This is a genomic window from Mesorhizobium wenxiniae (assembly GCF_002284535.1).
GTDB classification, from domain to species: Bacteria; Pseudomonadota; Alphaproteobacteria; order Rhizobiales; family Rhizobiaceae; genus Mesorhizobium; species Mesorhizobium wenxiniae.
On the sequence record NZ_NPKH01000033.1, the window covers coordinates 53,044 to 69,785 of the forward strand.

General features: G+C 63.1%; 20 protein-coding genes, 1 tRNA gene and 4 pseudogenes. 11 read left to right on the top strand and 14 right to left on the bottom strand.

The genetic code is table 11. From position 1 onward, the window contains the following. Positions 1 to 177 precede the first annotated feature (177 nt). Together CIT31_RS25470 and CIT31_RS25475 are read right to left on the bottom strand one after the other, a co-directional pair. Positions 178 to 1,086 (bottom strand): hypothetical protein, encoded by a 909-nt coding sequence (locus tag CIT31_RS25470; RefSeq protein WP_095520871.1) that lies wholly within the window; start codon positions 1,084 to 1,086, stop codon positions 178 to 180. 202 nt (positions 1,087 to 1,288) lie between these two features. Continuing rightward, complete coding sequence (locus CIT31_RS25475) at positions 1,289 to 1,861, bottom strand: hypothetical protein (protein ID WP_095520996.1); 573 nt, start codon at positions 1,859 to 1,861, stop codon at positions 1,289 to 1,291. Between the two features lie 307 nt (positions 1,862 to 2,168). Here CIT31_RS25475 and CIT31_RS25480 point away from each other — a divergent pair, with 307 nt between their 5' ends. Further along, on the top strand, positions 2,169 to 2,483 hold the full coding sequence (locus CIT31_RS25480) for a YMGG-like glycine zipper-containing protein (RefSeq protein WP_029351756.1): 315 nt from the start codon (positions 2,169 to 2,171) through the stop codon (positions 2,481 to 2,483). A 159-nt stretch (positions 2,484 to 2,642) separates the two neighbouring features. On the opposite strand, the gene CIT31_RS25485 is transcribed toward CIT31_RS25480, so the two are convergent. Continuing rightward, on the bottom strand, positions 2,643 to 2,933 hold the full coding sequence (locus CIT31_RS25485) for a Bbp19 family protein (protein ID WP_245316461.1): 291 nt from the start codon (positions 2,931 to 2,933) through the stop codon (positions 2,643 to 2,645). Positions 2,934 to 3,013: 80 nt separating this feature from the next. Continuing rightward, positions 3,014 to 4,747, bottom strand: a pseudogene (locus CIT31_RS25490) (portal protein). A 107-nt stretch (positions 4,748 to 4,854) separates the two neighbouring features. Here CIT31_RS25490 and CIT31_RS25495 point away from each other — a divergent pair. Further along, positions 4,855 to 5,452 (top strand): annotated as a pseudogene (locus CIT31_RS25495) (methyltransferase domain-containing protein). A gap of 247 nt (positions 5,453 to 5,699) precedes the next feature. Here CIT31_RS25495 and CIT31_RS35780 read toward each other — a convergent pair. The 6 genes and pseudogenes from CIT31_RS35780 to CIT31_RS25520 all read right to left on the bottom strand — a co-directional run bounded on the left by CIT31_RS35780 (position 5,700) and on the right by CIT31_RS25520 (position 8,831). Next, complete coding sequence (locus CIT31_RS35780; protein WP_280950361.1) at positions 5,700 to 5,825, bottom strand: hypothetical protein; 126 nt, start codon at positions 5,823 to 5,825, stop codon at positions 5,700 to 5,702. Next, the gene (locus CIT31_RS25500; protein ID WP_095520872.1) at positions 5,794 to 6,363 is read right to left on the bottom strand and encodes a hypothetical protein; all 570 of its coding nucleotides are present in this window, start codon (positions 6,361 to 6,363) and stop codon (positions 5,794 to 5,796) included. The genes CIT31_RS35780 and CIT31_RS25500 overlap by 32 nt, the downstream gene beginning before the upstream one ends. 31 nt (positions 6,364 to 6,394) lie before the next feature. Next, a pseudogene (locus CIT31_RS25505) lies at positions 6,395 to 7,144 on the bottom strand (phage terminase large subunit family protein); the annotation flags it as partial. Between the two features lie 221 nt (positions 7,145 to 7,365). Further along, entirely contained in the window at positions 7,366 to 8,037 is a 672-nt protein-coding gene (locus CIT31_RS25510; protein ID WP_245316470.1) for a terminase large subunit domain-containing protein, read from the bottom strand. Beyond that, positions 7,997 to 8,395 (bottom strand): hypothetical protein, encoded by a 399-nt coding sequence (locus CIT31_RS25515; protein ID WP_245316462.1) that lies wholly within the window; start codon positions 8,393 to 8,395, stop codon positions 7,997 to 7,999. The genes CIT31_RS25510 and CIT31_RS25515 overlap by 41 nt, the downstream gene beginning before the upstream one ends. Then, positions 8,388 to 8,831, bottom strand: coding sequence for a hypothetical protein (locus tag CIT31_RS25520; RefSeq protein ID WP_095520875.1), 444 nt, complete (start codon positions 8,829 to 8,831; stop codon positions 8,388 to 8,390). Before CIT31_RS25520 ends, CIT31_RS25515 begins: the two co-directional genes overlap by 8 nt. A gap of 344 nt (positions 8,832 to 9,175) precedes the next feature. Here CIT31_RS25520 and CIT31_RS25525 point away from each other — a divergent pair, with 344 nt between their 5' ends. Further along, positions 9,176 to 9,481, top strand: a complete 306-nt coding sequence (locus tag CIT31_RS25525; protein ID WP_023803842.1) for a hypothetical protein — start codon at positions 9,176 to 9,178, stop codon at positions 9,479 to 9,481. Between the two features lie 36 nt (positions 9,482 to 9,517). Here CIT31_RS25525 and CIT31_RS25530 read toward each other — a convergent pair whose 3' ends face one another. Both CIT31_RS25530 and CIT31_RS25535 read right to left on the bottom strand, forming a co-directional pair. Further along, the gene (locus CIT31_RS25530; RefSeq protein WP_095520876.1) at positions 9,518 to 9,871 is read right to left on the bottom strand and encodes a hypothetical protein; all 354 of its coding nucleotides are present in this window, start codon (positions 9,869 to 9,871) and stop codon (positions 9,518 to 9,520) included. A 178-nt stretch (positions 9,872 to 10,049) separates the two neighbouring features. Further along, positions 10,050 to 10,454: pseudogene (locus CIT31_RS25535) on the bottom strand (DoxX family protein); the annotation flags it as partial. Between the two features lie 236 nt (positions 10,455 to 10,690). On the opposite strand from CIT31_RS25535, the gene CIT31_RS25540 reads away from it, so the two are divergent. Together CIT31_RS25540 and CIT31_RS25545 are read left to right on the top strand one after the other, a co-directional pair. After that, a complete protein-coding gene (locus tag CIT31_RS25540; RefSeq protein ID WP_425350653.1) occupies positions 10,691 to 11,284 on the top strand; it encodes a TetR/AcrR family transcriptional regulator in 594 nt (197 codons plus the stop codon). After that, positions 11,281 to 12,117: a DMT family transporter gene (locus CIT31_RS25545; RefSeq protein ID WP_095520878.1), complete on the top strand. Its 837-nt coding sequence runs from the start codon at positions 11,281 to 11,283 to the stop codon at positions 12,115 to 12,117. Before CIT31_RS25540 ends, CIT31_RS25545 begins: the two co-directional genes overlap by 4 nt. A gap of 24 nt (positions 12,118 to 12,141) precedes the next feature. Here CIT31_RS25545 and CIT31_RS25550 read toward each other — a convergent pair whose 3' ends face one another. Then, positions 12,142 to 12,894 (bottom strand): tryptophan 2,3-dioxygenase family protein, encoded by a 753-nt coding sequence (locus tag CIT31_RS25550; protein WP_065009063.1) that lies wholly within the window; start codon positions 12,892 to 12,894, stop codon positions 12,142 to 12,144. A gap of 154 nt (positions 12,895 to 13,048) precedes the next feature. On the opposite strand from CIT31_RS25550, the gene CIT31_RS25555 reads away from it, so the two are divergent. Beyond that, complete coding sequence (locus CIT31_RS25555; RefSeq protein ID WP_029351781.1) at positions 13,049 to 13,522, top strand: Lrp/AsnC family transcriptional regulator; 474 nt, start codon at positions 13,049 to 13,051, stop codon at positions 13,520 to 13,522. 558 nt (positions 13,523 to 14,080) lie between these two features. Beyond that, positions 14,081 to 14,596 carry a hypothetical protein gene (locus CIT31_RS25560; protein WP_095520879.1) on the top strand — a complete coding sequence of 172 codons (516 nt, stop codon included), beginning with the start codon at positions 14,081 to 14,083 and terminating at the stop codon, positions 14,594 to 14,596. Positions 14,597 to 14,662: 66 nt separating this feature from the next. On the opposite strand, the gene CIT31_RS25565 is transcribed toward CIT31_RS25560, so the two are convergent. Further along, positions 14,663 to 15,049, bottom strand: coding sequence for an ester cyclase (locus CIT31_RS25565; protein WP_095520998.1), 387 nt, complete (start codon positions 15,047 to 15,049; stop codon positions 14,663 to 14,665). Between the two features lie 122 nt (positions 15,050 to 15,171). On the opposite strand from CIT31_RS25565, the gene CIT31_RS25570 reads away from it, so the two are divergent. The 4 genes from CIT31_RS25570 (at position 15,172) to CIT31_RS25585 (ending at position 16,728) form a co-directional block, all read left to right on the top strand. Beyond that, positions 15,172 to 15,245: transfer RNA gene (locus CIT31_RS25570), tRNA-Gln, on the top strand. Between the two features lie 159 nt (positions 15,246 to 15,404). Further along, the gene (locus CIT31_RS25575) at positions 15,405 to 15,587 is read left to right on the top strand and encodes a DUF3606 domain-containing protein (RefSeq protein ID WP_095520999.1); all 183 of its coding nucleotides are present in this window, start codon (positions 15,405 to 15,407) and stop codon (positions 15,585 to 15,587) included. A 198-nt stretch (positions 15,588 to 15,785) separates the two neighbouring features. After that, positions 15,786 to 15,995 carry a hypothetical protein gene (locus tag CIT31_RS25580; RefSeq protein WP_029351792.1) on the top strand — a complete coding sequence of 70 codons (210 nt, stop codon included), beginning with the start codon at positions 15,786 to 15,788 and terminating at the stop codon, positions 15,993 to 15,995. A gap of 403 nt (positions 15,996 to 16,398) precedes the next feature. Next, the gene (locus CIT31_RS25585; RefSeq protein WP_065009070.1) at positions 16,399 to 16,728 is read left to right on the top strand and encodes a GYD domain-containing protein; all 330 of its coding nucleotides are present in this window, start codon (positions 16,399 to 16,401) and stop codon (positions 16,726 to 16,728) included. Positions 16,729 to 16,742: the final 14 nt, after the last annotated feature.

A 16,742-nucleotide genomic window follows, 5' to 3' on the forward strand; every position in this document is an offset into this window, starting at 1 on the left:
ATTAGAGCGCCGCGCGTCCTATTGGACGCGCAAAAGGACGCTCTAACACTTTGCATTTGCGCATGATCCTTTCCGGAAACCGAAATCGGTTTCCGGGGTCATGCGCTGGTCCGTGAGCACCGGAAGCGCAGAAAGCCGTCGTTTGCAGGCCGGCATCACCTGAATATCGACACAGCTTTAGAGGGGGTTGTTGGGCATCCACAGGTCGGGGTTTTCGCCGGCCTCGCGTGCCAGCCGGCGGGCGCGAACGGGATCGCTTCTGACGAGGGCCGAGATGTCGGTCAGGTTGCGTTCGCCGGCGGCGTTGCGCTTGAACGGATTGCCTCCGATCAAAGCCGCGCCGCCGTCGATCGTGTCTTCCCTGAACATCGCCTCGCCGATGGCGTGGAACGCCTTGGCGATCTGCGGATCGGTCAAGGCGCCGTCAGGCAGAAGGATGCCCTTCGCCTTGTAGGCATCGACCAGGCCGAGCTTCTTCATCGCCCGGTTGGCGACCTCCAATCTCCTACGAAAGCCGTCGCTGTCGGTCGGTCCCCAATCCCTGACCAAGTCATCGTGAGTGGCCTCGACCGAACGGGCAAGGGCGATCTGCTGCACCCTGGCCTGCTCGGCCATGTAGCCGACGAAGCGGTCGTGATAGGCCTGCGCCACCTTCGGGGTGGCGCCGGCCTCGACCGCCCAGGCCTTGGACGCGTTGGCGAGCTCGTCCGAATAGGCGAAGTCTTCGGGAAGCCCGTCGGGGCGCCTGTACTCGACTCTGTCGGGCGATGTCAGCGGGCGCATCGCCTCAGGCAACCGGGCATGGAACCTGTCCCAGTCCTCCCCAGGTGCGTCCGCTGCGGGAATGCGCAGGCTCTCGCCCTGCTGCCGTTCCAGCTCCGCATAGGATGTGAAAACCCGATCGAGGCTTTCAGGCTGGGTCCAGCCCTTGGTTTCAGCGAGCTTGCGGTTGCCTTCGGAAAGACCGTCAAACCAACTCTTGTCGGCCGGCGGGGCGGACCCGTTGTCCCCGTTGGCCGGTGGCCGTGCAAGGTTGCCCGCCGGTGGCGAAGCCACCACGGACCCGGCGTCTGCCAGATCTGTCATGAGATGTTCCTTTGTTGAGGTTAAAGGCTGATGATAGGAGCCGGTGGTGGGGCCCAGTATCTCCCCCTTGTGGGGAGATGGCCGGCAAGCCAGAGGGGGGTACCAACGCGTGGAACGCAAACCTCCATCTGTCGCTGAGGTCGGGCCCGGTCGCACCTCTGTCGCCTTGGCGACATCTCCCCCTCAAGGGGGGAGATCAACGCTACGCGTTATCGCCCCAATTCTCCCACAGCAGCGTGATCGTTCGGGTAACGGCCAGCATGCCGTCGGCGTCGATATCGGTGCCGGCGGCGAGGGCAAGGTTGAGATAGAGGTCGGCCGGCGTCACTGTGCCATCGAGCGTCAAAGCCGCCGCTACATCGGCGATCGAAGCGGTCGACAGTGCAGCACCGGCACCGTCCAGCGTACGTCCGGTCGAAGCCAGCACATTGACCATGGTGCCGGCGAGCGCAGCGCTTGACGCCGCCGCCGACCCGAGCGACCAGGTCAGTGCCGCATTGTCGTTGATGGTCGAGGCGCGGCTGGTCAGCACGGCGAATTGCAGCCTTGCGGTGCCGCCCTTGATGCGCATCTTGCCGCCGAGGAAATCGAAAAGCTTATGGCTGGCATAGGCAAGCGCATCGGTGACCGGCACCTGCATGGCGTTGAGCGAAAAGACGGTGCGGAAGGAACCGCCCTGCCCGCTCGTGCTGGCGGCAAGCCCGGCCTTGGGCGGGGCAAGGCCGGCCTCTCGGGCGGCGGCACGGGAAAGCGTCCGGGGGAGACCTCGGGTCATTGCATTCTCCATTCTTGGGGGATTTGAGGGATCGGCTGGACCCGCCGCGAGCGGAATCGTTGCGGCCGAAGCCTGATCATTTCGATAGAGCCTGACCCTATCGTCTTGTTTGACCCTGATCTTTATGATCTTTTTGTTTGACCATGAGCTTTCCGAGCCGGAGGCCCTGGCCGTCAAGACGAAAGAAACCATGTCTTATTTCGTGAGGCATGGTGCCGCTGTTCCGCCGCAATGCGACCGCACTTGGCAAACACTTGGCAAAACCAGCCGGTGTATTAGTTCATAGGCCTCAACGGAGTATCAGACGATGACCATGTACAAAGCCATTGCCGCCCTGCTTGTCACTGCCGCGCTGGCAGGATGTGCGCAGACCGAAGGCCAGCAGAGGGCGACCACGGGCGCTCTGGTCGGCGGCGCGGGCGGCGCTCTCGTCGGCCAGGCCCTGGGCCGCGACACCAAGAGCACGGTTATCGGTGCAGCCAGCGGCGCCTTGCTGGGCGCGGTCGTGGGCAGCGCGACAACGCCGCAGCGGCGCGGCGAACAGCTTTGCCGCTATCAGGATCGCTACGGCCGCATCTACACGGCGCCTTGCGACGACCGCTATTACAGCGGCAACTATTGAGCATAGTCCGTTGACCCCTTCTCCCCCTGTGGGAGAAGGTGGCCGAGCGAAGTCGGATGAGGGGTGTTCCAGTTTGGCGGACAGCCCTCATCCCAATAGGCCACGGCCACAGCATGGCCAGCCCCTCATTTCTTCCAGCACCCCTCATCCGTCTCGGCGCTAAAGCGCCGATCCACCTTCTTCCACAGGGGGAGAAGGGGCGGCCGCCAGCCCTACCTCCTCCAGCCTCGCCGCCTTCTCCAGCGCCGCCAGCTGCGCCTCGTCCAGCGTCAGGAACCCCATGATGTGCTGCACCACTTCGGCGCGTGCATTGCTCAGTGCGCTGTGCAGTTCGAAGCCGTTCGGCGTCTTCGTCTTGGCCAGCCACTCGCCATAGGACGGGCGGCGGTAATAGCCGGTCGCCGCCGTCAGGTCGGCAAGCACCATCTCGCCGTCCTGGCCTGAGAACACCCTGAGATAGGCCTTGGTCAGCGCATCCTGCGCCTTGGCCGGGCCGCCGGCCTAGCTCGAATGGGCGAAGCGTTTGCCGCTCATGCGCCGCCCTCGCCGCCCCGCGACATCAGCCCGCCGAGACTGTCGAGCAGACCGCTGTCGCGCGCCTGCACGGCGGCGGGCACGGCATCCTTGGCCACCTTGCCGGCGTTGGCGATCGCGGCCATGCCGGCCTGCGCAGCTTGCGCCTTGGCTCTGGCATCGCGGATACCGGCAACCTCGTCCTGGCGGCGAAAGATCCGCTGCGGACTGCGGCCGGCGCTCTGCACGATCTTGAGCGCCTCGTCGCCGTCGATATTGTCCATCACGCTCGCGTCGAACTGCGCCATCTGCATGGCCGTGGTCACCACCTGGATTGTATCGCGCGCCTCGGCCGAGCGGCGCAGCACGTCGAGCGGGCCGGTGAAGGTCGGCCGCACCGTCTTGCCGGCAAGGCTCGCCGGCGGCAGGAAGCGGCTGTCTTCCTCGTAAAATCCTTTGTCCTCGAGGATTCCGAGCTCGCGGTCGAGATTCGAGGCAAAACCGGCCTGGATGATCGAGCCGGAGGGTCCGAGCAGCGCGCCCTTTTCCTCCTGCCGGATCAGCGCTTCGGTCGCCGTCATCTGCGGGTTCTGCACCAGCGTCTGGAACAGATTGACGAACATCATGTCGCGGATCTCCTCGGCCCGGCTTTCCGCGTAGCTGAACGCATAGGTCGGGTTCTGCCCCGTAGCGATCGGCGCAATCAGCGGTCGTCCCTGATCGTCGATCAGGCCGGGATAGTTCTCGCCGGGATTGAGCACCGGCACATAGTCGAGCCGCGCCTTCGAAGCGGTCGCCGGATCGGTGACCTGCTGCAGGGCCCTGAGGCCGGAGCGGCGCACGGCGTTTTCTTCGCGCACCGTGGTCAACGCCTCGATGGTCGGCGAAATGCCGTAGGGGTCGCCCTCGTAACGGCGCCAGTTGAAGCACGACACCGGGAAGGAGCGGAAACCGCTTTCTCTGACGATGACCTCCTCGTCCTCGAGGACGTGATAGGAGGCGAAGGCCGTGTCGAGATACTGGTAGGATCCGCCCAGCCGATACATCTTGCGCTCGTCGCGCGGCTGGATGCACTGGATCAGCGAAATCTTGGTCTCGCATTTGGCGGGATCATCGACCAGCATTTTGATCCGCGCCGGCAGCTTCTCCTAGCCGAGCATCTGTGCGGCCTGGCGCGCCGTGCGCTCGGAGCGGCGGTGGAAAATATCGACTTGACCCCAGCGGTTGCGGCAGAGATAGCCCTCGACCACGGGGATCGAGGCATAGCGGATCAGCGTATGGGGCGCAAAGCCCTCCTCGGCATAGAGATAGGCCGGGCCGTAGCGCACGACGTTGCGCAGGCAGGCCTGCGTTGCCGGCACGAAGTTCGAATTGGCGGAATAGCGCAGCGAGAACAGGAAATCGCGAAGCGCCTCCGCCCATTCCTTTTCCTCGTCGCTCTCTTCGTCGTTCAAGGCGGCGGTCGACAGCCCGTGCCATTTTTCCGACTGCGGGATGATCAGGCTTTCCAGTCCAGCGGCCAGCCGGTTGGCTGCCGAGTTGATGGTGTTGGCGTAGACACGCGCACCCCGCCGCTCCTGCCGCTCAGCCTGCGAGTCAGGTCCGGATTGCCGGCGCCCGCTCCAGACATCGGGCGCGTCGGGGTCGCAGAATTCCGACACCGCCTCCCAGACAGCCTCATACTGGCTGCGCTCGCTCTCCAGTTCGGCCTGTCGCGACAGGATATCGTGGGCGCGGGAATCGCTCGTCATGGCATTCTTTCTTCGGTGGTCTGAGCTTATTTTAGGGCGGTCGAATTTGTCCGCTCTTGCGATGTTCAAGGGAGGCGCGGCGGGCCTTTAAGGAGGTCGATGTGACAATGACGGAGAGCCTACCCGGTGTCCTGACGAGGCGAAGCAAGCAGGTTGCAAAGCGGCTGATCGGCTACGACTCCCGCAACTGGCTGCGCATCAGGCAGATCGAGGCATTCACCGCGTTTACTTGAGGCGGACGGCCGCAAGTCATCTGACGTGATCGAGGTTTCGCCCGGCTGGAACCGCTACTGGAAGACGATGTGCTCCAACTACACCTCGGTCGATTTGATCTGCAAGGACCGCACCGACCGGCAATATTCCGTCGTCATCGCCGACCAGGTGCTGGAGCATGTGCAACAGCCGCTTGCCGCCGCGCAAAATATCCATGCCATGACCCGGCCGGGCGGCTGGGCGATGGTGGCCACACCGTTCCTGTTCAGGGTGCATGCCAGGCCGCACGACCGCTGGACTCCCGCCGGCCTGAAGCAGATGATGGTCGAAGGCGGCTTCCCGGAATCCGAGATAGAAGTGTTCGGCTGGGGCAACAAAGCCTGCGCAAAAGCCCATATCGGCGGCCCAGTGCGCGCCTACGGCCTGTGGCGCGACCTCAGCAACGACGAGGAATACCCGCTGATGGTGTGGGCGTTTGCGCGGAGGGCGTAATCTCCCCCCTCGAGGGGGAGATGGCCGGCAGGCCAGAGGGGGTCGGCGCGACCGGACGCGGCCTCCTGCGGCAGATCAAAGTGGGCGCTTTACGCGTGGCGACCCCCCTCTGTCGCCTTCGGCGACATCTCCCCCTCAAGGGGGAGATCACCCCTGTCACCTCTTCACCAACCGTGCCAGCCGCCGCCAAGTCCACCAGGGCAAACCGCTGCGATTCCTGAACACCTGCTTCATCGCGCCCCCATAATCACACCCCCAGCAGCACGCGGCGCTGGCCGGTGAGGTCGCTGGGCGACAGATCGGTCTTGACCGTGCCGGCGGTGCCCTGGCGCTGTTCGAGCTCAGCCCTGAGTGCCGCCTCGCGCGCCTGCACGTCTTTGTCGGCGATGGTCGGTGTCGGTGGCAGCGGCTTCAGCGCCGGCGGCTTTTGGAAGAGGCACATGGTTCCAGCTTTCTCTTGTCCAGTCGTAGAGCAAAAAATCTTCGCCGTTGCGGCCGTAACCCGGCAGGCGGCAGCGTTGCGTGGCGCCAAGCCTGATAAGCCAGCGCAGCGCCAATTCATTGGCGGCGAGCGCCCGCGCCTCGACCCGCCAGGCGCCGCGCGCGGCAACCTTCGGCCCGAGCACGGCGTGAAAGAACTCGGTGATACCAGGCACGCAGCGCTTCATGCGGTGCGTGCCCCAGCTCCAGGCGATCCACAACCCGCCGCGCTGTTCGGCGGCGCCAAAGCCGGCCTCAGGATTGCCGTCCAGCTCGGCGACATAGGCAAACCCCTGCAGCGCAGTCAGCGCCAGCAGCGCCGGCGACCACGCGTCGAGCTGGCAGTCGATCTCGGCCCGGTCCTCCGGCCGCAGATTGGCGGCGATGTAGGAGAGGTCGCGCAAGGTGGCGGGGATGATGCGGAGGGTCATGAGGCCGTCATGGTGTGTGGTTGCCGTCGAGTTACCGAAACGCCCCCAGCGGATCACTCTGCCCGGCCTTTCGCCGCGCCGCCTTGAACTCCGCCGGGTCGACCACCGCTTCCCTCAGCATCATCACGCCGTAACGCGTCGCCGCCATCAAATCGTCGCGCAGCTTCACCACCTGGCCATCCCTACGGTGATAGAGCCGGAACTCCTCGAACCAGGGCAGAAGCGTCGAGAACACCTTGAAGCGGCCGCTCTGCATGCGGTCCAGCATCTCCATCAGCCCGGCCTCGACCGAGACCGAGCCGTCTGGGAATTGCGCATGGCGGGTCAGCATGTTCAGCCCATGCGCGGCATATTGCCGGGCAAGTGCTACGCCCGCACCTTCCAGCGTCTCGCGACGGCCGTCGCGCGGCCATGCCCAGGGCAGCCATTCGCCCCACGGTTTCAAGGTCAACGCCTGCATGGCCGGCGTTTGCTGCGACGCGCGGCACGCTTTGGTGACATAGACGACGTCGGCTTCGGTATCCCAGGCGAGTTCGACCGCGGCCGACGGATGGTCCCAGCCGAAATCCAGCGCGCCGAGCCGCGGCCAGTAGCGCGGCAGCCGGAGCGGCTCGCAGGCGATCAGCTCCTCGGCCACCGGAAAGATGCGGCCGGAGCCGAGCACCGGAATGCCCTTGGCCCGCGCTTCGCGCTCATGCGCAGGATAGGCCGCAATGATTTCGGCGCGCTGCTGCGGCGTGTAGTGCTCGGCATCGTCGATGGTCATGAAGGTGACGTGGCGGGTCATGGCTGGCCTTTGGAAAGCTTTGGTTCCTCGCCCCACGGAGTGGGGAGAGGTGGCTCGGCGAAGCCGAGACGGAGAGGGGGACGCCCGTCCCTCCAGATGGGAATGGTAAAAAGAAGTCTCGCTTACCGGAAGACGCCTGCGAAAGCCCTCTCCGTCCGCTGCGCGGCCACCTCTCCCCCCGCTCTGCGGGGGCGAGGAACACAAGTCCTGCGATGTCACCCCCGCCCCATCGTCCCCACCTCCTCCGCCGACAAAAACAGCAGCACCACATCCGACATGCCGAGCAGCGGCGTGAAGGTGACGATGGTGATGCCGCCGGTCGCGTTGGTGCGGGTCAGTCCTTCGGAATAGATGTCGAGCGGCGGCTCCTCGTCGAACCAGACGCCGTGCAGCGTTTCGCCCTGCCATTTCTCGCGGCCCTTCTCGTAGCTCTTGAACGACAGCACCGATTCATCGGCCTGAACATCGCCGCCGCCGCCCCAGCGCACCACGACGCTGTCGAACGCGCCCGGCGCCCGTCCCGCCATCGTGCTGACGATGGCGTCGGCCGGGATCATGCCGGTGCCCCAGGCCGCCGGCTGCTGCGGCGGGCCAAGCAGGATGCGCTGCGGGTTGTCGCGCGTGCCTTCGCCGGTAACGCCGGCCGCCCACAGCCGCACGGCCGCGTCGAAGACCTTGCCTTGCCACCACCTGGGATAGCGGCCGGTGAGGTGCATTGCCCATTCCGCACCGCCGGCCCTTGTCTTGCCGAGCTGGTTGCCGGCCATGAACAGCCGCTCGCGGTTGGTCGCGCCCGCCGCATGGAACTCGGCCTGCCTGAGGTAAGGCCGGTAGGCGGCAAGCTGGTTAGTGCGGCGTCTGCGGTCCAGTTCCCTGAGCAGGCTCAGATATTCCTTCTTCGCCGCCGAGGCCCGCGAGGAACGGCCCGAGGACGGCTTCGAGGCCGCGGATGCGCTGCCTGATTTCGTCATCGCTCAATCCATCCAGAGTGTTGATGTTGGAGCCGAGATCCTTGGGCAATACCGACAGCACGATCTTCAGATACTGGTCGGGCTTTTCGGTGCGAACCTCAGCGATGACGCCGGCGCCATGCGCCCGGAAATCGGCGCGGATCGCTTCGAGGAAACCATCGCCCAGCGTCTTCTTCGCCCGCTTCGGGCGCGGCGCCGGCGGCCGCGCCGGTGTGCCGGGCGGCTTGCGCCTGACGCGACCGGGCGACTTGGCGGCGGAAGCTTTGTCAGTCATTGGCTGCGGCCCCGACAGGCTCGGCTGGCCCGATCTCGGCCGCAGCGCCCCCGGCTGTGTCGGACTTCGCCGCTTTGCTCGCCGCCGGCCGTGCAGCCCTTCGGGCCTTACGCGGCTTCTTGCGGGGTTTGGCGCGCGGCGCTCTGGCGGCGCCGGTCTCGCCCTCGGTCGCCTCGGCGGCCGGTCGTGACACTTGTTTCAGCCTGGCGCGGACCATACCAACCGCACGGGCGTCGAGACCATGTGCTCCCACGGCAAAGCCAAAGCCGCCGACCGCATCGACGGTACCGCCCCGGACCATGCCGATCCGCACGCCGTCCGCGACCGGCTCGACCCGGCCGCGGCGCGCATCGGGTACGCCCTCGAACTGGCCGATGGCGCTGACCACCTCACGGCCGTCATCGTCGATGATGATGGTGGCATAACGGTTGGACATTGGGGGTCTCTGGGAGGTGCAGTATTCGTTACGGGAAGCGTCGCGATCCTTCGCGCCCCCTCTGTCCGGCAGGACAGGACAGAGGGGGTGCTGTCCCGCCGACATTTGATATCGGCAACACAGGCACAAACGTTCGAGAAGGCTAAAAACAAAAACCCGCCTCGGCGGGCGGGTCGTTGGCGCAACTCAGCACCATGACTATATTCCTAGCATAGCTGCCGTCACAAAGCAAGCGAAATCTCGTGGGCCGGCCCAAAATTCGGCCCCGCGCCGCGATATGCTGCAGCTGTCCGGATCGGAACCGGCGTTCGCGCGTTTGCAATTTTGCCAATGGGAGCAAAGCCATGAATGTCGCCAATCTGCAACTCGAAGGCCTGCTGATGGCCGTCGCATCGATCAATCAGGTCCTGGTCCGCAAGGGCGTGCTGACGGTCGAGGAGATAGACATCGCCTTGCGCAAGGCCGAAGCCAGCGAGACCAGCGAGGAGCGGTCCGAAGGCATGTCGGCGTCGAGCCGCGATGCCGTCAACTTCCCGATCCGGCTGCTGGAACTGGCCAATCAGTGCCAGCCGGAGGCAGACATGCCGTCGTTCTCGAAACTGGCGCGCATGGTCGGCCAGATGAAGGAACCCTACAACGACCAGATGTGAGGCGGCGAACAGAACTGACGCGCCAAGGCGGCCAGTCTAGCGGCCCTGCATGATCCTGATGACCTTGCTGTTGTCGGCGGTGGGCGAATGCAGCTTCACATAGTCGGCGTAGGTCAGCCTGCCATTGGCAAGGGCATTGCTGATACGGCTGCAGAAGGCTGTCTCGTACTTTGCCACGCTCACATCCATGATCGCGGCGTAAGTCTTCTTTTCGCCGAGCGGCGTGGCTCTCTCTCTTGCAATGCAGTCCTTGATGACCATGCGCTTCACGGCAGGGCTGCCTTCAAGTGTGGCATGCATCGTGTTGAACTCTCCTTCCGTCAGCGTGGTGCAGCCGGCAAGCAGTGACGTGCCGACCATGACGGCAGCAAAACGCGTGGCGATGTTCATGAATTCCCCCCAAAGACCCGCGTCTTGCTTATCGCGTTCAAAGTCACAAGTACAGAGGCAATACAAGTCCATCTTCGCCGAGCCGAAACATTAGGGGCGGCAAATATATCGTACTACGCCGCCGGCCTGCTCCGTACTTTGCGACCGCAACTCCCGGATCAGGATCTGGCGAATGCCGGTTCAGCGTCAGCACGCGGCCCGGCCCGTGCACTGCGGCAAACAGCAGCCCGGCCAGGAAAGTAAAATGATCGACGAAGAAGCCGAATTCGGCCTGGTTGCCGGCCCAGTGCGACGGCCCGTGGAACGCAAAACCGAGGAACAGCACATAGGCGCCGGCGACAAGAGCGGCCTGCGAGAAGAAAGCGCCGGTCAGGAAGCACAGCACGAGGACGATTTCGAGCAGCGCCGCGCACCAGGCCAGAAACAACGGGAACGGAAATCCGGCGGCGGCGATGTAGCCCGCGGTGGCGCCCATATCCATGAACTTGAAGGCCACCGCCATCAGGAAGACAGCCGCGAAGATCAGGCGGCCAATGAGGATTGCGGCGGTCTGCCATGGCGTTTGAAGGACTTCGGACGGCATGTCTCTCTCCCAGCTGTTGCGACGGTTTCGACCCAAGGACGATCGGTCGGCCGCAAGTCCGACATCGGCCGAAGCTTTCTATGCCCTATCTCCTCATGAATAAACCGCCCGGCTGCGATCGATGCAGCGCCGCTGCTTTTTTGCGTTCACCACCAGGATCCGGCGACGGCCTTGACCGACAGGAGTTCCTCGCCTAGTGAATAGACAGACCTGTCTCACTGCTTGGGGCACAAACCATGATCTCATCATCGCCGCTCGGCTCCGACAAGCGCAGGTACGTCGTCGAAACCGCTTATGCACTGTTCAAGCGCGACGGCTTCCATGCCACCGGCATCGACCGGATCATCGCCGAGGCGGAGGTCGCCAAGATGACGATGTATCGTCACTTCCCCAGCAAGGACGATCTGATCGTCCAGGTGCTCGACTATCGCGCCCGGCGTTTCGACCGTCAGCTCGATCGCCTTGCGGAAGAAGCCGTCACGCCCGAGCAGAAGATCGCGACCATCTTCGACTGGTACGAGCGCTGGTTTCGCAGCGCCGATTTCCACGGCTGCCTGTTCGCGCATGCGCTGGCAGAGTTTGGCAACCCAGAGCACCCGGTGTTCAAGGCCGTCGCCGGGCAGAAGAACGGCCTCAGGCGCAGGATGCAGTCCATCCTCGAGGACATCATGCCGCCCGACCGAGCCGCAAGCACGGCGGCGGCGCTGCTGATGCTCATCGAGGGGGCAACTCTCATGGCTGAGATGGGACAGGCCGACACAGCCATTTGCGATGCCCGCAAGGCTGCCTTCAGCATCATCGCTGCTCCCAGCGCCATGACCGCGCCATGAGCGCGACGGTCATCGGGCTGGCCCTGCTTGCTGCAATCCTGCATGCAAGCTGGAACGCCTTTCTGCGAACAGGAGCCGACAGGCTGTGGACTGTCACTGTGATGAGCTTTTCGAGCACGGTGGTCGCCATTCCGTTGGCGATCTCCAGCGCGTTTCCGGCACCCCATGCCTGGCCCTATGTCGTGCTCTCGGCCTGCCTGCAGGTCGGCTACACCATGTTTCTGGTGGCCGCCTACAGGAACGGCGAACTGGGCCAGGTCTATCCGATCGTCCGCGGCAGCGTGCCGCTGCTGGTCACACTTGGCGGATTTCTCCTGGCCAACCAGCATCTCGCCATACCGCAAATCGTCGGCGTCGGGCTCGTCGCCGGCGGCATCATGAGCCTTGCCTTGGGAAAGGGACGGACAGACATCACATCGATCCTCCATTCGCTGACGGCGGGTGCGATCATCGCCGCCTATGCGACGGTCGATGCGATCGGCGTTCGTCAGGCGGGAAGCGCCACTGCCTACACCGCATGGGTTCTGCTGATCTACGGTGCCCTGCTGCCGGCAGTCTTCATTGCCTTCCGTGGCCGGCTCGTCGTCGATGTTCGCTCTGCCGAAACGCTTAAGGCGCTCGGCGGCGGCGTGTTCGCGCTGCTGGCCTACGGCCTCGTGGTCGCCGCTTTCGCGCTCGGGCCGGCCGGCCCGATCACGGCGATCCGGGAGACCAGCGTCATCTTCGCGGCGTTGATCGGTTGGCTGTTTCTCGGCGAGGTGCTGACGCCCCGGCGCATCGCCGCCTGCGCTATCGTCGCACTCGGCGCCATCTGCCTCGGCTATCAGCCGTGAGACTCCGGCGGGGCGCGAAGCGGCCTACTCGGCTGCCGCCTCCGGATGGCTGATCGGTGCCCGCACCGTCCCGTACTGGCTGCCCCAGCGGTCGGTCATCTCGCAGCGTATGTCCCACAGCTCCGGGAAGAAGCGATGAAGGGCGCCGGCCTGCAGCAGTTCGACCGGCCGGCCCTTGAGCGATTTCGAGCCTAGCCCGATCGAACGGTGGATGAGGTAGAGATGATTGGCGCGGAATTTCTGGAACAGCTCGTCGAATTCGATCAGCGCCTCGGCGACGACATAGCTGTCGCCGTGATCATACCTGATATCGTAGACATCCTCGACCGAGAGCCCGCGACCATCGAGATAGGACGCTTTGAAGGCCCGCCACAGGTCCGGCGGCATGCGCAAGAGCAGCTTGAAGCCCGGCGATTCCTGGCCGCTGCCATTGCCGAGTTGCAGGCGAATCTCCTGGTATTCCTTGGGCGACATGGTTTCGAGCAGGTCGAGCTGCGCCGTCATCATGCGCATCAGCCGATGCACGCGCCCCATCAGCGTAACGACGCGATGCGTGTTCTGCTGTTCGAGGAAGTCGACGACATCGACCAGCGTGTAGGTGATGAGCTTCATCCACAGCTCCTCGACCTGATGGACGATCTGGAACTGCAGCTCGTCGGCATTCACCATCTCGGCCAGCGGCTTCTGGCAGGCGAGAAGCTTGTCGCACCTGAGGTAGACACCGTAGTCGCGCATCTCGGGCGCTTCGATGCGGGCATAATAGTCCGGCTTGTGCATGGCAGCTGCTCCTTTGCCCGGCCCGTCGTCGGTTGAGGGCATCCGAGCCTGAAGAATAAGCGCTTTTGGCTTGAACATTGTTCCATTCTGTTATTCAAATAGCGAGAATTGAAGGACGAACACCCATTCATGAAGCCGTCTTGGAGAACGTTTGGTGCTGGATGCCCTTGACCGGAAGATCGTCGCAGCGCTGGAACGCGACGCGCGTACCTCCTTCGCTGTGCTCGCCGACGAGGTCGGTTTAAGTAAGACGCCGTGCTGGAAGCGGGTCAAGGCGCTGGAGGACGCCGGCATCATCCGTGGCTACTCGACACGGATCGACCCGGCAAAACTCGGCTTCGGCATCGAAGCCTTCATCCAGGTGTCGATCGATTTCGAGCTTTCCGAAGCCTTCGAGGCCGCCGTCCAGGCGCACCCGCTGATCCGGCGCTGCCACGCCACGACAGGCGAGGCCGACTATCTCCTGCAGATCGTGACGGTCGACATGATGGCGCTGGACAGGATGCTGCGCGTCGAGCTCAGCCGCCTGCCCGGCGTGCGCCGGACGATCACCTCGATGGCCATGCGCGAGATCAAGGGCGACATTTCTTTCGCCAATGCCGTTGGGCATACGCAGCAGAAACGATAGGCGCTCGGCAGCGGCCGGGTTCGTCCGATTGGATCCAGTCAACGGGATGGTTCAGGCTGCGGTTTTGTCGGCCTTTTCTATCCCCGATGCCGGGCTTGGGGCTGGATCGACATCCGGCTCCTTCTGCTGTTCGGCGTCAGCTTTCCGCTTCGGGCAGTCTTCGTAGCCGTGGTGGCGCCCGCCGCAATAAGCGCAGCATTTTGCAGGGATATCGGGACGAAACATCGTCATGCATTGAAATGCACGTGGCGCCGGTCTGGTTGCGTCGCACCGTTGCTTTTCGCTTACATTAGGGATTTGGCGCTGAATCCGAGGCTTAAGGCGTGTAGCCCAGCGCGGCCAAGGCAGACAGCCCTGCAACCAGGCCAATTGCGATAACAATGCCGAAATGCCGTTCCAGGAATTTGCGCCCCTGCCAGTCGAATCGCATAGCTGAAACTCCGCCGCGTAATCTGGGGCAATGTGTGCAGGCGTCAAGGCCGGGTCCTTGACATGCGGTAGACAGGCAGCTGCCATTGTTCATATCGTGGTTCATATCGGAACGCGGAACGACACCTCATGGCCGAGCATTCTTCATCGGCGGGAGAAAACCACTCCCAGCCCGCTGCGGCATCTGACCCCCGCCTGGCCTTCGTTTATGCGGAAGCGGTGCGGGGTCTCCTGCATCAGCAGAACGTGGTGGAGAGCCTCAATACGCGAGCGGGCAATCTGATCTTTGCAACCGCGTTCGTGAGTTCTCTCCTCGGCGGCAGGGCTCTCCTGGACGGACTGGGGCTGTGGGACTGGCTGGCGCTGGCGTTGCTTTTCCTGATCGGGCTGCTGGTCGTGATCATGTTGTGGCCCTACTACGCCTATACGTTCCGCTTCGATCCAGAGCAGCTGCTCCAGGACTTTGTCGATAAAGACCCTTCCGGCACCATGGATGTGATGCACCGCGCGCTTGCGCTGCGCATTAAAACCGACATGGCCAGCAATTGGCGGATCATTCAGCGCTTGCGCATGTCGCTACAGCTTGCCTTGTTTCTATTGTTGCTGGAACTTCTGGCGTGGCTGTTGGCCATAACGCGAGTCTAGGCTCAGGGCACATTGTCCAGCATGGTAAAGACCGCTTTGAGGCAAGATACGCGACAATCTATCATCCTAAAGCTGAGCTTCGATAGCCGCCTTGTCTATAACCGACCATGCTTGTACAATTTTTTTGTCACGAAACATGTAGATAATATTCTCGGCAAAGGAAACTCTCCTTCCGTTTACAGGGAGGCCAAGGAACATTTCTTTCGGCGTACAGTCGAACGTTAGCCGGCTCGCTATATAGGGCGGATCGGAAATCAGCATCTGAACGTTGAAATGAAGGTCCGGAATTTCAGCAAAGTCTCCCTCCAGCATTTCGAGATAACCTGATAACCCCAGCCGCCGGCCGTTGTGGATCACCTCATCATGAACGAATTGTCCCAGCTTCGGCCAGTCCTGCTTATTCAGGCAGGCAATGTAGTGTCGGTAGACGTCGGAGAGGTCGGTTTTAATCACGGCGATTGCTCCTATCTTCAAGGCCCTGCTGAAAAGGGCGTGTCTAGTGCTCAAGCAGATGACGGCATGAAGCGCCTTCATGCGCGGATGAGAAAGTGTTAGACAACGTTCACTTCCTCTACTCCCGCTTCGTCTAATGGTAGGACAGCGCCCTTTGAAGGCGTGAATCGTGGTTCGAGCCCATGAGCGGGAACCAGCAGCTCCCCAGCCGGGCAACCGATCGGTCTTGATCCGATCAGACTGCTGCATCGCGCAGCAATGCCCCGGGGGGACCGGTGTGCCCGCCTTTCCGAATGGTAAGGATGGTCGGCCGGACCAGGGCACCCTATATCGACCGGATGTGACGGAGGACGACATGGCCGACGACAAATCCAAGAGCAAGCAGGACCGCAAACCGGCCTCCGGCGAGGAGTCTTACGACGCTGCGGCTTTTGCAAGAAAATACGGCATACCGCCGAGCGAGGCCGCGACCATCATCAAGCGGTACGGGCCTTCGAGAAAGAAGCTCGATGCGCATATGGCGAGCCGCAACGCCTGATCCGCATCCGGCGGCGTCGACCCGGACCATCACCGCGGCCGGATCATCATCGCGGCCGGATTCATCACTGCGACTTGACCACACCGCGTGTTCCCGGCCTGCCGGCGCTATCGGCCGGATTCAACGCCAGGTTTCAGGAACGCAATAACTCTTTTACTTTGACGCGATACCACCTAGCGGCAATCGTTGGGGGGTCGAATGTCGGACGGTGCATTGCGTTTTGAATGTGTCATGGAGCCAAACGGCAGATGGATGGTGTGGGACGTCAGGCTCGATCTGCCGGCCCAGTTTTCGGCGCTTGCGCTGATCGGCCTGTGTCACGACGAGGCCGTTTCGCTCTGCAGCCTCTTGAACGAGACAGGCTCCGAGACAGGCTCGAAGGAGGCCCGGCAGAGCCGGGCCTCCTGATGATTGCGCCGACTGCCGGATAATTTCCCACTCGCTTGTAATGCTGCTTTGGCTGCGGATATTGGCACGGCAGGCAAATGTCGCGCGCCTGCCCGCTCGCCATTTCCGCTAAGACCGGATTTTGCCTTGATAAACAAAGGTACTAAATTAGCTGACTAATCGGTTCACATTGGCGAACCGGCATGGCCAAAAAAGTCGAACTGGAACCATCCAGCATTCTGCGGTCTCTTCGGCGGAAGCTATGAGGCGACCTATGGAGCGCGGATTTATAGCTGTTGCTCTTATATTAGCTTAAGAGCATATTTCGTCAGCCGGCGAACTGCCCAAGCCGGTTAGGCTCGGCGCCATTCCCCTCGATCCCTTGACGCCGAGCCGCGGGGATCGGCAGCGCTGGAGGCGAACCATGCCCATGTATCTCTCACGATTCAGCTATACGCCCGAGACCTGGGCGCGCCTGATCGAAAACCCCGAGGATAGACGCGAGGCAGCCCGCACCTACATCGAGTCGGTGGGCGGAAAGCTGCACGGGTTCTGGTATGCGTTCGGAGAGCACGATGGCTGGAACCTGTGGGAGGCGCCAGACAACGTTTCGATGGCATCTGTCATGCTGGCCATCGGTGCGGGAGGAGCGATCAACTCGTACGAGACCACCGTTCTCCTAAGCGTCGAGGAGACGATGCAAGCGCTTGGGAAGGCAAAGTCGATCCGCTATCGCCCGCCGGGAAAGCCCTGACCAACTCGCAGTGT